Source organism: Streptomyces griseoluteus, assembly GCF_004784465.1.
GTDB classification, from domain to species: Bacteria; Actinomycetota; Actinomycetes; order Streptomycetales; family Streptomycetaceae; genus Streptomyces; species Streptomyces griseoluteus.
In genome coordinates, this window is sequence record NZ_SRRU01000002.1 from 243675 (window position 1) to 257755 (window position 14081).

The 14081-nt window shown below is 71.2% G+C and carries 12 protein-coding genes; 3 read left to right on the plus strand and 9 right to left on the minus strand.

Features of this window, described 5'->3' with window-relative positions; genetic code table 11:
* Positions 1–5 precede the first annotated feature (5 nt).
* Positions 6–827, minus strand: coding sequence for an ABC transporter permease (locus E5082_RS06590; protein ID WP_086692556.1), 822 nt, complete (start codon positions 825–827; stop codon positions 6–8).
* Positions 824–1849: an ATP-binding cassette domain-containing protein gene (locus tag E5082_RS06595; protein ID WP_161200712.1), complete on the minus strand. Its 1026-nt coding sequence runs from the start codon at positions 1847–1849 to the stop codon at positions 824–826. Before E5082_RS06595 ends, E5082_RS06590 begins: the two co-directional genes overlap by 4 nt.
* A gap of 73 nt (positions 1850–1922) precedes the next feature.
* On the opposite strand from E5082_RS06595, the gene E5082_RS06600 reads away from it, so the two are divergent.
* A complete protein-coding gene (locus tag E5082_RS06600) occupies positions 1923–2516 on the plus strand; it encodes a YdeI/OmpD-associated family protein (protein WP_135790704.1) in 594 nt (197 codons plus the stop codon).
* Between the two features lie 30 nt (positions 2517–2546).
* On the opposite strand, the gene E5082_RS06605 is transcribed toward E5082_RS06600, so the two are convergent.
* The 4 genes from E5082_RS06605 to E5082_RS06620 all read right to left on the minus strand — a co-directional run bounded on the left by E5082_RS06605 (position 2547) and on the right by E5082_RS06620 (position 7384).
* The gene (locus tag E5082_RS06605) at positions 2547–3761 is read right to left on the minus strand and encodes an MFS transporter (RefSeq protein WP_135790333.1); all 1215 of its coding nucleotides are present in this window, start codon (positions 3759–3761) and stop codon (positions 2547–2549) included.
* Positions 3762–3860: 99 nt separating this feature from the next.
* Positions 3861–4913, minus strand: a complete 1053-nt coding sequence (locus E5082_RS06610; RefSeq protein WP_135790334.1) for an endonuclease/exonuclease/phosphatase family protein — start codon at positions 4911–4913, stop codon at positions 3861–3863.
* A gap of 187 nt (positions 4914–5100) precedes the next feature.
* Complete coding sequence (locus tag E5082_RS06615) at positions 5101–5730, minus strand: TetR/AcrR family transcriptional regulator (protein WP_190045181.1); 630 nt, start codon at positions 5728–5730, stop codon at positions 5101–5103.
* Between the two features lie 70 nt (positions 5731–5800).
* Positions 5801–7384 carry an MFS transporter gene (locus E5082_RS06620; protein WP_229918677.1) on the minus strand — a complete coding sequence of 528 codons (1584 nt, stop codon included), beginning with the start codon at positions 7382–7384 and terminating at the stop codon, positions 5801–5803.
* A 190-nt stretch (positions 7385–7574) separates the two neighbouring features.
* On the opposite strand from E5082_RS06620, the gene panB reads away from it, so the two are divergent.
* Positions 7575–8438 (plus strand): 3-methyl-2-oxobutanoate hydroxymethyltransferase, encoded by an 864-nt coding sequence (panB, locus tag E5082_RS06625; RefSeq protein WP_031179807.1) that lies wholly within the window; start codon positions 7575–7577, stop codon positions 8436–8438.
* 147 nt (positions 8439–8585) lie between these two features.
* On the opposite strand, the gene E5082_RS06630 is transcribed toward panB, so the two are convergent.
* A complete protein-coding gene (locus tag E5082_RS06630; RefSeq protein WP_135790335.1) occupies positions 8586–9329 on the minus strand; it encodes a metallophosphoesterase in 744 nt (247 codons plus the stop codon).
* 243 nt (positions 9330–9572) lie between these two features.
* Between E5082_RS06630 and E5082_RS06635 the strand changes: the two genes are divergently transcribed.
* Complete coding sequence (locus E5082_RS06635) at positions 9573–10094, plus strand: putative immunity protein (RefSeq protein WP_135790336.1); 522 nt, start codon at positions 9573–9575, stop codon at positions 10092–10094.
* Here E5082_RS06635 and E5082_RS06640 read toward each other — a convergent pair whose 3' ends face one another.
* Both E5082_RS06640 and E5082_RS06645 read right to left on the minus strand, forming a co-directional pair.
* Positions 10095–11849 (minus strand): NAD+ synthase, encoded by a 1755-nt coding sequence (locus E5082_RS06640; protein WP_167514002.1) that lies wholly within the window; start codon positions 11847–11849, stop codon positions 10095–10097. It abuts the gene before it with no gap.
* A gap of 83 nt (positions 11850–11932) precedes the next feature.
* Entirely contained in the window at positions 11933–13891 is a 1959-nt protein-coding gene (locus tag E5082_RS06645) for a S53 family peptidase (protein ID WP_135790338.1), read from the minus strand.
* Positions 13892–14081 lie beyond the last annotated feature (190 nt).

A 14081-nucleotide genomic window follows, 5' to 3' on the forward strand; every position in this document is an offset into this window, starting at 1 on the left:
GAACGTCAGGTCTTGGTGCGGAACTTGTGGATGGCGACCGGTGCCATCACCGCGGTGATCGCCACCGACCAGCCGACCGTGACCCACAGGTCGTGGGCGACCGGGCCGCCGACCATCAGACCGCGGGCCGCGTCGGCGAGCGTGGACAGCGGGTTGTAGTCGGTGAACGCCTGGAGCCAGCCGGGCATCGACTTGGTCGGCGCGAAGATGGACGAGCCGAACTGCAGCGGGAACAGCACCAGGAAGCCCATCGCCTGCACGGACTGCGCGCTCTTCATCACCACGCCCAGGGTGAGGAAGACCCACATGATCGAGGACGCGAACAGCGTGGCCAGTCCCACGGTGGCGAACAGGCCCGGCCAGCTCGTGATGTCGAAGCCGACCAGCACGGCGACGACCATCAGCACGGCCGTGGCGAACAGCATCCGGCCCAGCTCCACCGCGAGCTTGGCGAACAGCACCGAGCCGCGGCCGATGGGCAGCGAGCGGAATCGGTCCATGACCCCGCTGTTGAAGTCCTGGCTGAAGCCGGTGCCGACGCCCTGCGACATCGTCATGCTCATCATCGCCAGCATGCCGGGGATGACGTACTGCACGTACTGGTCCTGGCCGCCGCCGAGGGCCTGGCCGATGGAGCCGCCGAAGACGAACACGAACAGCAGGGTGAAGACGACGGGCATCAGCAGCGCGTCGAACATCGACTCCGGGTCCTGCTTGATCCACAGCAGGTTGCGGCGGACGAGGGCGCCGGTGTGCCGCAGGTGGCCGCGCAGGGTGATGCGGGAGTCCGCCGGCGCTACGGGCGGGACGGTCGTGGTGGCGCTCATACGGCGACCTCTTCGCGGGAATCGGCGGGCGTGGCGTCCTGCGGGGCACTGGCGCGGTGGCCGGTGAGCGAGAGGAACACCTCGTCCAGGCTGGGGAGTTCGGTGACGATGGAGGAAATGGTGATGCCGCGCGCGGTGACCGCGCCGACGACCGCGGTGAGCTGCTCGTCGCTGAGGACCGGCACCAGCAGGGTGCCGGTCTGGTGGTCCACGGTGGTGGTGGCCAGACCGGTGATGCCCAGCTCGTCCAGCGTGGTGGCGAGCGGCTCCAGCTGGAGCGGGTCGATGGGACGTACGCGCAGGGTGCGGCCGCCGACCTTCGCCTTCAGCTCCTCGATCCGGCCGCCGGCGATGACCTTGCCCCGGTCCACCACGGTCAGCTCGGAGGCGAGCTGCTCGGCCTCCTCCATGTACTGGGTGGTGAGCAGCACGGTCACGCCCTCGCCGACCATCGCCTTGACCTCGTCCCAGACCTCGTTGCGGGTCCGGGGGTCGAGGCCGGTGGTGGGCTCGTCCAGGAACAGCACCTGCGGGCGGCCGATCATGGAAGCGGCCAGGTCCAGGCGGCGCCGCATGCCGCCGGAGTAGGTGGAGGCGGGGCGCTTGGCCGCCTCGGTCAGGGAGAAACGCTCCAGCAGCTCGTCGGCGCGGGCGCGGGCGTCCTTGCGGGACAGGTCCAGCAGCCGGCCGATCATGTACAGGTTCTCCCAGCCGGGCAGCTTCTCGTCCACCGAGGCGTACTGCCCGGTCAGCCCGATCACCCGGCGCAACTGCCGGGGCTGCCGCACCACGTCGTACCCGGCAACGAGCGCCTCGCCGGCGTCCGGGGTGATCAGGGTCGACAGAATCCGTACGAGGGTGGTCTTCCCGGCGCCGTTCGGCCCGAGCACCCCCATCACGGTCCCCTCCCGGACCTCCAGATCCACCCCGTCCAGCGCCTTGGTCTCGCCGTAGTGCTTGACCATCCCCCGCACGGACACGGCGGAACGGCCGCCGCCGGGGTTCTCATCGATTCGCGTCATGGGGAAGACCATGCCAGGGGGCACCGACAAAGCACCGACATGTTGCCGACAGGGCTGTCCCACCCCGTCGGTGGTGTGGTTCGCTGCCGGGGTGACCCGGGACCTGGAGATCGTCGCATTCGAATCCGCCGAGGCGTTCGAGGCATGGCTCGGCGAGAACCACGCCGTCTCGCCCGGCATCTGGCTCAAGCTGCGCAAGAAGCGCCCCGGAATCGTGGCGCTGGACTACACCCAGGCGCTCGAAGCGGCACTCTGCCACGGCTGGATCGACGGCCAGAAGGCCACGTTCGACGATCAGTGGTGGCTCCAGCGGTTCACCCCGCGCACGCCGCGCAGCAAGTGGTCCAAGGTCAACCGGGAGAAGGTGGCCGCCCTGATCGCGCAGGGCCGGATGCGTCCGCCGGGACAGGCCGAGGTCGACCGCGCCAAAGCGGACGGCCGCTGGGAGGCGGCCTACGACGGCGCGAGGACCGCCACGGTGCCGGAGGACCTCAGGGCGGCCCTGACCGCCGATCCGGCCGCCGCGGAGTTCTTCGAGACGCTGGACCGGCAGAACCGCTACGCGATCCTGTACCGGGTCCAGGACGCCAAGAGGGCCGAGACCCGGGCACGCCGGATCGAGAAGTACGTGGCGATGCTGGCGAGGGGCGAGAAGCCGCACCCTTAGCCACGCGCCCCGGCCGTCAGCGGGCGGGAATCAGCGGTGCACCTGCTCCTGCGCCTCAGGAACGTGCGCCGCCACGAGCCGGCCCGCCGGGGCGGACGCCCGTCGCCGGTCCACCCCGTACGCGACGCCCGCCACACCCAGGCCGAGGACGGCGAGCAGCGCACCCGCCAGCGCGGGCGACGTCGCGCCGAAGCCCGCCGCCAGGGCCAGCCCGCCGATCCACGCGCCGCCGGCGTTCGCCAGGTTGAAGGCGGCCTGGTTGGCGGAGGAGGCGAGGGAGGGGGCCGCGGCGGCCTTCTCCATGACCATGAGCTGGAGGGGGGAGCCGGTGACGAACGCGGCCATGCCGAGCAGGGCCACGCCGAGCGCCGCGCTCCACTCGGCGCGCATCAGCACCGGGAAGAGGGCGAGGACGACGCCGAGCGCGGCCAGGCCGCCGAACAGCGTGCCCCGCATCGCGTGGTCGGCGAGGCGTCCGCCGAGCAGGTTGCCCGCGGTGGCGCCGACGCCGAACAGCGCCAGCAGCAGCGTCACGCTGGCCGGGGCGAACCCGGCGGAGTCGGTGAGCATCGGGGTGACGTAGCTGTACGCGGCGAACAGCGCGCCGAAGCCCGCGACCGTCGTACCGAGCGCCAGCCAGACCGGCAGGGACTTCAGCGCGGCCAGCTCGTGGCGCAGCCCCGCCGGGGTGGCGTGGGTGTGGTCGCGCGGTATGAGCAGGGCGAGCGCGGCTATCGCGGCCAGACCGATGGCGCTGACCCCGAGGAAGGTGGCCCGCCAGCCCATGTGCTGGCCCATCAGCGTGGCCACGGGCACGCCCGCCACGTTGGCGACGGTCAGCCCGAGGAACATCAGGGAGACCGAGCGTGCCTTGCGCTCCGGCGCGACCATGCCGGTGGCGACGACCGCGCCGACGCCGAAGAAGGCGCCGTGCGGCAGGCCGCTCAGGAAGCGGGCGGCGAGCAGGGACTCGTAACCGGGGGCGAACGCGGAGAGCGCGTTGCCCGCGACGAAGACGGCCATCAGGCCGATCAGCACCGTGCGGCGGGACATCCGGGCGGTGACCGCGGCCAGCAGCGGAGCGCCGATGACCACGCCCAGCGCGTACGCCGAGACCAGGTGCCCGGCGGTCGGGATGGAGATGTGCAGGTCGTCCGCGACGTCGGGCAGCAGGCCCATCATCACGAACTCGGTGGTACCGATGCCGAAGGCGCCCACGGCGAGGGCGAGCAGGGCCAGGGGCATGAGGGGACCTCTCAGAACGAAAGTGCCGTACAGGGCTCAGGGGGAATCTTCTATGTTCCCGTACGGAACAAAGTCTTTCAAGGTCAGTATTCCTGCGGGTTACGACGGCATGTCGAGCTTCACACGAGCCGCCACCGGGAGATGGTCGCTGTTGGTGCGCGGCAGGGTCCAGGAACTCTCCGGCTCGACGCCCTTGACCATGATCTGGTCGATCCGCGCCATCGGGAACGCGGCCGGCCAGCTGAAGCCGAATCCGCTGCCCGCCGCGCCCTGCGTGGAGCGGAGCTGGGAGGTCACGGCGTTGAGCGAGCGGTCGTTCATCGTGCCGTTCAGATCGCCGAGCAGCACGACACGGGTGAGGGTCTCGTCCGCGATGGCCTCGCCGAGCGCGTCGGCACTCTTGTCGCGCTGCCGGGCGGTGAACCCGGCCTCCAGCTTCACCCGCACCGAGGGCAGGTGGGCGACGTACACCGCGACCAGGCCGTGCGGTGTGGAGACCGTGGCGCGCATCGCCCGCTTCCAGCCGAGCTTGATGTCGACCGGCTCGATCTGGCTCATCGGGTACTTGCTCCACAGTCCGACCGTGCCGACCACCGCGTGGTAGGGGTACGTGGCCTTGAGCGCGGTGGAGTACACCGGCACGGCGGAGGCGGGCAGCTCCTCCAGGGCGACCATGTCGGCGCCGGAGGCGGAGACGTCACGGGCCGTGGCGGCCGGGTCCGGGTTGTCGGCGTTCACGTTGTGGGTGGCCACGACCAGGTCGCCGCCGGTGCCCGACTTGTCGGTGAGCAGCAGCCCGCCGAACAGGTTCAGCCAGACGATCGCCGGGAGCAGCACCGCGATCAGCGCGGTGGCGGAGCGGCGGACCAGGCCGAGCACCAGCAGCACCGGGATCGCCAGGCCCAGCCAGGGCAGGAAGGTCTCGATCAGGCTGCCGAGGTTGCCGAGCCGGTTCGGGATGCGCGAGTGGACCACCATCACCAGCGCCAGCAGCAGCGCGAGCGCGGCGGTGACCAGCCCCCGGCGCCAGATGCGTCGATCGCCGCGCCAGCCGCCGAACAGGCGGTGCGCCAGGCGCCGAAGCCGGGACACTGGTCGCTCGGGCCCCGAGCCGCCGTTGTCCGTCTCCGTCATGTACGCCTGCTGCGCCATACCGTGCCTCACTGCCTGCCGTGCACTCCGTCATCCCCCCGTGTGTCTGTACGACCCTAGGGGATGCCGGGCTCCGTTCCGCCGTCCCATGACGGCCGTTCGGAAGACGAGGACGTGCGAGGCGGCGCCATCAGTTCCGAGAAGCCCCCGCACGGAGGGCTTCTGTGACGAAACACGCACATCCGGGCTACTGCGCCGGGGGCCTGACGGGCCGTAGGCCGGCGATCAGCGTGTCGACGATCTCCTCCGCGAGCCCCTCGGGGAGGCCGGCGTCGGGGCGCAGGACGGTGCGGACGAGCATGGCGCCGACGAACATGTCGTTGGCCAGTTCCACGTCGATGTCGGTACGGAGTTCACCGTCGCGCTGGCCCCGGCGCAGCACGTCCAGGGCGAGGGCCCGGCGGGGCGCTATGACGCTCGCCTCGTAGGCGGCCCAGATGCGGGGGCTGCACTTCGCCTGGACGTAGACGTTGTGCATGATCGCCGAGGACCGGCTGGCCAGCCCCCGGCGGCGCAGGGTCTCCAGCAGGACGACGAGGTCGTCGCGCATGGAGGTGCCGGGGAGTTCCGGGTCGGGGGGTTCGGCGGTGCGCAGGACGTCGACGAACAGTTCCTCCTTGCCGCTCCACCGGCGGTAGATGGTGGCCTTGCCGACCCCGGCCGTACGGGCGACGCGCTCGATGGAGAGGTCGGCCAGCGGTACGCCGTCCTCCAGGAGCTTCATCACGCCCTCGATGATGGCGCGCTCCACGGCCTCGCTGCGGGGCCTGCCCCGGGCGGGGGCGGGCTGCGCGGGCCGGTCTGCGGCAAGGCTCACGTCTCGTCCTCTCGGTGTGCTGCGGAAGATTCTCCCGCAGCGGCAGCCTCCCCCCGCCGGGTACCGGTACTCAGTCGCCGGTGCTGATCAGTTCCGGCTCGCGCTCGCCGGCCTCGGCGGCCGGGGACCTGCCCGGCAGGAACACGGCGACCACGACGGCCCCGATCAGCGCCACGCCCGTGCCCCACAGGGCGGTGACGTGCATGGCGTGCAGGAAGGCGTCGTAGGCGGGCGTGACCAGGGCCTGGCCGCGCGGGCCGAGCTTCTCCGCGATGCCGAGGGTGGCCTCGATGGACTCGCCCGCGGTGTCGCGCAGGCCGGGCGGCAGCGCGCCGAGCCTGCCCTCGATGCCGCCCCGGTAGGAGGTGGCGAGCACCGAACCGAGTACGGCGATGCCGAGGGCGCCGCCGACCTGGCGGAAGGTGTTGCTGAGCGCGGAGGCGGAGCCGGCCTTCTCGCGGGGCAGGGCCTGCATGATGACGACCGAGGTCGGGGTCATGATGTGCGCCATGCCGGTGCCCATCAGGAAGAAGACGACCTCCAGCAGCCAGATCGGCGTGTCGGCCTCGAAGCCCGCGAACGCGGCCAGGGTGGCGGCGATCAGCAGCATGCCCGCGGTGGTGGTGGCCCTGTTGCCGAACCGGTCGACCAGCAGCCGGGCGCGCGGCGCGAAGATCATCTGGGCGGCGGCCAGCGGCAGCATCAGCAGGCCGGACTCCAGCGGGGAGTAGCCGCGCACGCTCTGGGTGTAGAAGACGCCGAAGAACGTGACGCCCATCAGCGCGAAGAAGACCAGCGCGATGGCGGCCATGGCGGCCGAGAAGACCTTGTTGCGGAAGTAGGTCACGTCCAGCGAGGGGTGGTCGCTGTGCTTCTCGTAAACCACGAAGCCGATCAGTACGACGACACCGGCGATGATCGTGGCCAGCACCTTGGCGTCGGTGAAGTCGGCCAGCTCGCCGCCCTTGATGATGCCGTAGACCAGCAGCACCAGGCCGAGCACGGAGAGCACCACGCCGACGGGGTCCAGGCGGCCGGGGCTGGGGTCGCGGGAGTCGGGGACCAGCCAGACCATCAGGGTGAGGGCGACCAGCACGATGGGCACGTTGATCAGGAAGACCGAGCCCCACCAGAAGTGGTCCAGCAGCGCGCCGCCGGTGATCGGGCCGATGGCGATGGCGAGGCCGACCCCGCCCGCCCAGATGCCGATGGCCTTGGGCTGCTCGGAGCGCTCGAAGACGTTCATCAGCACGGCCAGGGTCGCGGGCATGACGAAGGCGGCACCGAGGGCCATGACGGCGCGGTAGGTGATCAGCTGGCCCGGCGAGCCGGACTCGGCGGCCAGCGCCGAGCCGATGCCGAACACCACCAGCCCGCCGAGCAGCACCTTCTTGCGGCCGAGCCGGTCACCGATGAGCCCGGCGGTGAAGAGCAGGCCGGCGAAGACCAGGGTGTAGGAGTTGATCGCCCACTCGATCTCGCTCTGCGTGGCGCCGAGACCGGTGGGCGCCGGGGTGGCGATGGTCTTGATGGCGACGTTCAGGATCGAGTTGTCGAGCACCACGATGAGCAGGCTCAGCATCAGCACGCCGAGGATCGCCCAGCGGCGCCGGTGCACGGCTTCCGGTATCCGGGGGGCAGGGGAGGTTGTCATGTGCCCGATCGTAGGCCCATTTCAATACGGCACCGTCTCGTATCTGAATTCCTTTGCCGAGGCATTGCGTGGGCCCTCCCGGACCGGAGTCCTGGGGTCCCCCTGGCCACCTCCGGCACGAGGTGCCACCATGGAGACGATCCGGGGACGCCGAAAGGGCGCCTCGAGATGAACTGAAGGAGCCGTTGCCATGACGCAGCTCTCGGCTGCCCAGACGAAGCCCTCCGACGGCAAGACGCTGTACGGAGGAAAGGGCACCCGCCGCATCACGGTCCGCGACATCGCCCTCGCCAAGGAGCGGGGCGAGAAGTGGCCCATGCTCACCGCCTACGACGCGATGACCGCCTCCGTCTTCGACGAGTCCGGCATCCCCGTCCTCCTCGTGGGCGACTCGGCGGGCAACTGCCACCTCGGCTACGAGACCACCGTGCCGGTCACGCTCGACGAGATGACCATGCTCTCCGCCGCCGTCGTACGCGGCACCAGCCGCGCCCTCATCGTCGGCGACCTCCCCTTCGGCTCCTACCAGGAGGGCCCGGTGCAGGCGCTGCGCTCGGCGACCCGGCTGGTCAAGGAGGCCGGGGTGGGCGCGGTCAAGCTGGAGGGCGGCGAGCGGTCGCACGAACAGATCCGGCTGCTGGTCGAGTCCGGCATCCCGGTGATGGCCCACATCGGCCTCACCCCGCAGTCCGTCAACGCCATGGGCTACCGGGTCCAGGGGCGCGGCGAGGAGGCGGCCCAGCAGCTCCTGCGCGACGCGAAGGCGGTCCAGGACGCGGGCGCGTTCGCCGTCGTACTGGAGCTGGTCCCCGCGGAGCTGGCGGCCGAGGTGACGCGGGTCCTCCACATCCCGACGGTCGGCATCGGGGCGGGCCCGGACACCGACGCGCAGGTGCTCGTCTGGACCGACATGCTCGGCCTGACCTCGGGCCGGGTCCCGAAGTTCGTCAAGAAGTACGCGGCGCTCCGCGAGGTCATGGGCGACGCGGCCAAGTCCTTCGCGGAGGACGTCGTCGGCGGAACGTTCCCCCTCGACGAGCACTCCGTCCACTGACCACTGCCGCACCACCAACGGGCAGCCCGCCGGACCTTCCCCCTACCGGCGGGCTGCCCTGTGGTTCACGGGGCGCCGGGCCCGGCCCGGTGCACGTGCAGCGAACACCGGGCCACCGCCCTGATCAGCTCACGGACCCGTCCCTGCTCAGAGCACGACGCGGTAGTGGGTCGTCAGGCGCCGGTCGTCGTCCAGGACGTGGAAGGCGATGCCGGGTGGCTGGTCCCGGTCTGCGAGGTCGTCGCCCTCCCAGGGCATCCGCAGGGTCCAGGTGACCGCGGGGCCGACGATCAGGGGACGGCCGGCGAAGGCCGAGGCGGCTGCCGTGTGGGCGTGCCCGGTCAGGACGGCGACGACCTGCGGGTGCGCCGCCAGCAGGGTGGCCAGTCGTCCGGGCTGTTCCAGCAACATGGAGTCGGCCAGCGGGTGGTGGAGTTCGACCGGTGGGTGATGGAAGGCGATCAGTGCCGGGGTGTCCCGGGGCAGGCCGGCGAGAGTGGTGTCCAGCCAGTCGAGCGTCACCGCGTCGAGACGTCCCTCGTCGCGGCCGGGAATGCTGGAGTCGCACATCAGCACGGCGGTCCCGGAGATGTCGTGCAGTCGGTTGACGGGGGCGTGGTCGGGCGCCTCGCCGAGCAGAGCCTTGCGGTAGGCCGCGCGCACATCGTGGTTTCCGGGAAGGGTGAGCACCGGGAACGGGGCCGCCAGTATGCGGGCTGCCTCCTCGTATTCGGCCTCCGCGCCGTGATCGGCTATGTCCCCGGTGACCAGGACCGCGTCGACCGGGTGAGGCAGCGCCCGCAGGTATTCCATGACGCGCTCGGCGCGCCGGGTGGCCCTCTCACCGCCGTCCAGGTGCAGATCGCTGATCTGGGCGAGTAACACAGTCATCTTTGTCCTCTCATCGGGCGGGTGATCGTGAGGGTCGAGAAGTATTCAGCCAGCCGTCGTCCGCCTTCACCAGCCGGTGTCTGCCGACAACGTAGAACGGGGCGGCGGGCTCGCGTTCATCGGGTGTGCCGGTCGCCTGCCTCGACGCCGCACCTGTCGCGTGAGCGCCGGCAACGCGGCAATCCCATACCCTCAAGTTCGGTCACGCCGACCTGAGTTCATTCACCGGGGAGAGGGGGAGCGATGAGTGCTGACGTCGTTCTGAGCAAGGACGATCTCCGGGCTGTCACCGCCTTCGCCGCGGCCTCCGCCGAGACCGTGCTGGGCATCTTCGAGGCGGATCAGCCCGAAGACTCGCGGCCTCGGGAGGCCATCAGCGCCGCCTGGGCGTTCGCGCGGGGCGGGGAGCGGGGGAAGGCGCTGCGCGACGCGGCGTGGGCGGCGCTCAAGGCGGCCCAGGGCGCCCACTCCACCGCCGCACGGGAGGCCGCGCGGGCGGCGATGGCCGCGGCCGGGGCCGCCTATCTGCATCCGTTGGCCAAGGCCACGCAGGTCAAGCACATCCTCGGGGCCGGGGCCCACGCGGCGAGGGCGGCCGAGCTGGTCGGTGAGAGCGCGGCCGGCCACCTCGAGCGGACGGTGCGGCGGGCGGCACCCCTCGTGGTCGACGTGCTCCATCGCTACCCGGCCGCCCCGCAAGGCGGTGGGCGGGTGGGCGAGTTGACCCGCGCCCTCGACGCCGGCCTGCGCGCCCGCCCCCAGTGACTACGCCCGCTCCCGCCACGCGTTCGTGATCGGCAGCCGCCGGTCCTTCCCGAACCCCTTCGGCGAGATCTTCGTGCCCGGGGGGTACTGCCGCCGCTTGTACTCCGCCGTGTCGACCATGCGGAGGATTCGCACGACGAGGTCACGGTCGAAGCCCGCCGCCACGATCGCGTCCGCCCCCTGGTCGTGGTCGACGTAGAGGTCGAGGATCGCGTCCAGGACGGGGTAGTCCGGGAGGGAGTCGGTGTCCACCTGGCCGGGGCTCAGCTCGGCGCTGGGGGGCTTGCTGATGGAGTTCGACGGGATCGGCGGGGTCTCGCCGCGTTCCTCGGCCGCGCGGTTGCGGTAGCGGGCGAGCCGGAACACCGAGGACTTGTAGACGTCCTTGATCGGTCCGTACGCGCCCACCGAGTCGCCGTACAGGGTCGAATACCCCACCGCCAGCTCGGACTTGTTGCCCGGAGCCAGCACGAGCTGGCCCTCCTGGTTGGACACCGCCATCAGCAGCGTGCCCCGCAGCCGGGACTGGAGGTTCTCCTCCGCCAGGCCGGTCAGGCTCAGCGCGCCCATGTAGGCGTCGAACATCGGCTCGATCGAGACCGTACGGAAGTGCAGCCCGGTACGCCGGGCCAGCTCGGCCGCGTCGCTCCGGGAGTGCTCGGAGGAGTACTTCGACGGCATCGAGATCCCGTACACGTTCTCCGCGCCCACCGCGTCGCACGCGATCGCCGCCACCAGCGCCGAGTCGATGCCCCCGGACAGTCCGATCAGCACCGAGCGGAAGCCGTTCTTGGTGACGTACGCCCGCAGGCCCGTCACCAGTGCGCCGTACATCTCCGCCTCGTCGTCCAGCCGCTGGGCGTAGCCGCCGAGGTGTTCCGGCTCGTAGGGCGGCACGGGGTCGGGGGAGAGGACCACGCGGTCGATGCGCAGACCGTCGTCCACGACACCGGTCGGCGCGTCCGGGTCGGCGGCGGGCAGGTCCAGGTCCAGCAGCAGGCAGGTCTCCTCGAACTGCGGGGCCCGCGCGATCACCGCGCCGTCCGCGCCGACCACGATGGAGTCGCCGTCGAAGACCAGCTCGTCCTGGCCGCCGATCATGGCCAGATAGGCGGTGGTGCAGCCCGCCTCCTGTGCCCGCTTGCCGACCAGCTCCAGGCGGGTGTCGTCCTTGTCCCGCTCGTACGGCGAGGCGTTCACCGAGAGCAGCAGGCCCGCGTGGGCGGAACGGGCGGCGGGGACGCGGCCGCCGTCCTGCCAGAGGTCCTCGCAGATGGCGAGCGCCACGTCCACCCCGCGCACCCGGATCACCGGCATGGTGTCGCCGGGCACGAAGTAGCGGAACTCGTCGAAGACGCCGTAGTTCGGCAGGTGGTGCTTGGCGAAGGTGAGGGCCACCTCGCCCCGGTACAGCACCGCCGCCGCGTTCTGCGGGGCACCGGCCGGCTGGCCGTACTTCGGCTGCGCGGTCGCCGAGCGGTCGAGGTAGCCGACGACCACCGGCACCTCGCCGAGTCCCTCCTCGGCCAGCCGGGCGGCCAGCGTGCGCACGGCGGCGCGGGAGGCTTCGACGAAGGACGAGCGCAGGGCGAGGTCCTCCACGGGATACCCGGTCAGCACCATCTCCGGGAACGCGACCAGATGCGCTCCCGCCTCGGCCGACCGACGGGTCCGGTGGACGACGGACTCGGTGTTGCCGGCGATGTCGCCGACCCGGGCATCGATCTGATTCAGGGCGAGACGAAGTTGAGGCACCCCGCCAGTGTAATCGTCACTCAGACGCGATGGGGGGCGTGAGGTGTCCGGCACCCCACGCCCCCGTCACCGGCTGCCGCGGATCAGTGGCCCTTGTACGACTGCACATAGCCGTTCGCGGGCGAGCCCACGCCGGTCACGTCGTCGTAGCCCTTGACCGCGTGCAGCGAGCTGTCCTTGCCGAGGCTGCGGACCGAGGTGGTCAGGCCGCCGGAGGCGTCCAGACCGTTCACGAAGTCGGTACGGGCCACCGCCAGGCCGGAGCCCGTCGGGTTGTCGGTGACGTCGTGGAAGACGTCCTTCTTGCCGTACCGCTGGTAGATCGACGGGTTGGCGAAGCCGATCGCCTTGCCGCCGCGCGCCTCCTGGGCCAGCGCCTGCACGGCCGCGATCACCGGCGCGGCCAGCGAGGTGCCGCCGATGCGGTACTCGCTGTAGCGCTGGGTCCCGTCCGGGAAGGTCTGGGTCTGGCCGACCAGGAAGCCGGTGTTCGGGTCGGCGATGGCCGCGATGTCCGGGACGACGCGGTTGCCGGCCTTGTTGTTGGCCGTGGCCAGCTTCTCCGGGACGATGCCTTGCTGGTAGTACGGCTGCGGCACGGTCCTGCTGGTGCCGCCGCCCGCGCCCGAGGTGAAGGCGCCGGGGAAGGCGTCCCAGCTCTTGCCGTCGGCCGACAGGAGGGCCTTCTCGGTGCCCCAGCCGGTCTCCCACTGGTACGTGTCGCCCTTGCCGACCGCCAGCGAGGTACCGCCGACCGCCGTCACCCAGGCCGAGTTGGCGGGGGTGTCGACCTGCTTCACGCCCGGCGTGGTGTCCGTGGCGGTGTTCGCCACCTCGTCACCGTCGTCGCCGGAGGAGAAGTAGAAGCCGATGCCCTCCACCGCGCCGAACTGGAACACCTGGTCGTACGCGGCGGCCAGGTCCGGCGTCTGGTTGGCCTCGATGTCGCCCCACGAGTTGGAGACGATGTCGGCCAGGTGGCTGTCGACGACCTTGCTGAGCGAGTCGAGCAGGTCGTCGTCGTAGCAGGAGGCGGCGCCCACGTAGGTGACGTCCGCGTTCGGCGCGACCGCGTGCACGGCCTCCACGTCGAGGGTCTCCTCGCCGTACCAGCCGGACGCCCCGCACTCCTTGGTCTTCGTGTACTTCTCCGGCAGCACCTGGTGGAGCTGGCCGGTCTGCCACGCCGCGTCGCCGTGCTTCTTGGCGTAGGAGCCCGCGTCGAAGGCGATGGTCGGCGAGGCGTAGGCGTCCGTGATGGCGACGCGCACGTGCTTGCCGGTGTACTGGCCCGCGCCGTAGGCCGCGCGGAGCTGCTTGCCGGTGTAACCCTGGATCGCGTACGGGATCTTGTGGCCGTACGCGTCCGGCAGGCTGCTCGCGGTGTTCGAGCCGAAGTAGCTCGAGAACGGACCGGCGTTCTTGAACACCGCGTCCGGGGGCGGCAGCTGATCGTCGTGCTTCGACTTGTGCGGCGCGGTGTCCAGGCCGGTCACGGTGAGCACGGCGCCCTCGAGCGAGGCGGGCGCGGAGGCGGACTTCGCCGGGGCGCGGTAAGTCCGCTCGCCCTTGGCGTAGTTGTGGAGCTGGGTGCCGAACGCCTTCTCGGCGGCGGCCACGTCACCGGAGACGGCGACGTAGTGCGCGGTGACCCCGGTGACTGTCAGGCCGGCCGACTTCAGCCAGGATTTGACGGCGGTCACCTGGGCCTTGGTGGCCCCGAAGCGGGCCTGCGCCTGCTTGGCGCTGAGGTGCTTGCCGTACAGCGGCGAGGCCGGGTCGGAGACGGCCCTGGCGTAGGCCGCCAGCCCGGCCGCGTCCCGCCCGGCCAGGTAGACGCGGGCGTTGACGCGGGCGCTGTCGGCCGCGGCGCCCTTGTCCGCCTTCGCCGTGGCCCACAGCGGCCGGGTGCCGGTCAGCGCGTCGCGCGCCGGGCCGTCCGCGTGGGCCACGGGTATGCCGAGCGCCAGCGCCCCGGCGATCATCGGCAGCGTCGCCGCCATGCTCACACCGGCGCGCGTCTTGGCGCGGTTGGATCTCATAGAACCCCCTGCGATGCGTTTCGCATGCATGTCGTGGTCGGTACGTCGCGGATGTGCGCCGGTGAAGCGGCGGTGTCGACCGGCGTGGAGATCGCACGATGGGGGCCACTCTGACTGATGAACCGTTCATGTCAGGGGCAGCAAAAGGTCAAGAGAAGCTCAAGTAATCATGCAAAGAGCTGACTTGATC

Bases quoted from the DNA above. Each gene is read 5' to 3' on its own strand.
- E5082_RS06630 (WP_135790335.1), bottom strand. From the start codon at position 9,329: ATGACTGTGTTACTCGCCCAGATCAGCGATCTGCACCTGGACGGCGGT.
- E5082_RS06645 (WP_135790338.1), bottom strand. From the start codon at position 13,891: ATGAGATCCAACCGCGCCAAGACGCGCGCCGGTGTGAGCATGGCGGCG.
- E5082_RS06605 (WP_135790333.1), bottom strand. From the start codon at position 3,761: ATGCCCCTGGCCCTGCTCGCCCTCGCCGTGGGCGCCTTCGGCATCGGT.
- E5082_RS06610 (WP_135790334.1), bottom strand. From the start codon at position 4,913: ATGGCGCAGCAGGCGTACATGACGGAGACGGACAACGGCGGCTCGGGG.
- E5082_RS06595 (WP_161200712.1), bottom strand. From the start codon at position 1,849: ATGACGCGAATCGATGAGAACCCCGGCGGCGGCCGTTCCGCCGTGTCC.
- panB (WP_031179807.1), top strand. From the start codon at position 7,575: ATGACGCAGCTCTCGGCTGCCCAGACGAAGCCCTCCGACGGCAAGACG.
- E5082_RS06620 (WP_229918677.1), bottom strand. From the start codon at position 7,384: ATGACAACCTCCCCTGCCCCCCGGATACCGGAAGCCGTGCACCGGCGC.
- E5082_RS06635 (WP_135790336.1), top strand. From the start codon at position 9,573: ATGAGTGCTGACGTCGTTCTGAGCAAGGACGATCTCCGGGCTGTCACC.
- E5082_RS06590 (WP_086692556.1), bottom strand. From the start codon at position 827: ATGAGCGCCACCACGACCGTCCCGCCCGTAGCGCCGGCGGACTCCCGC.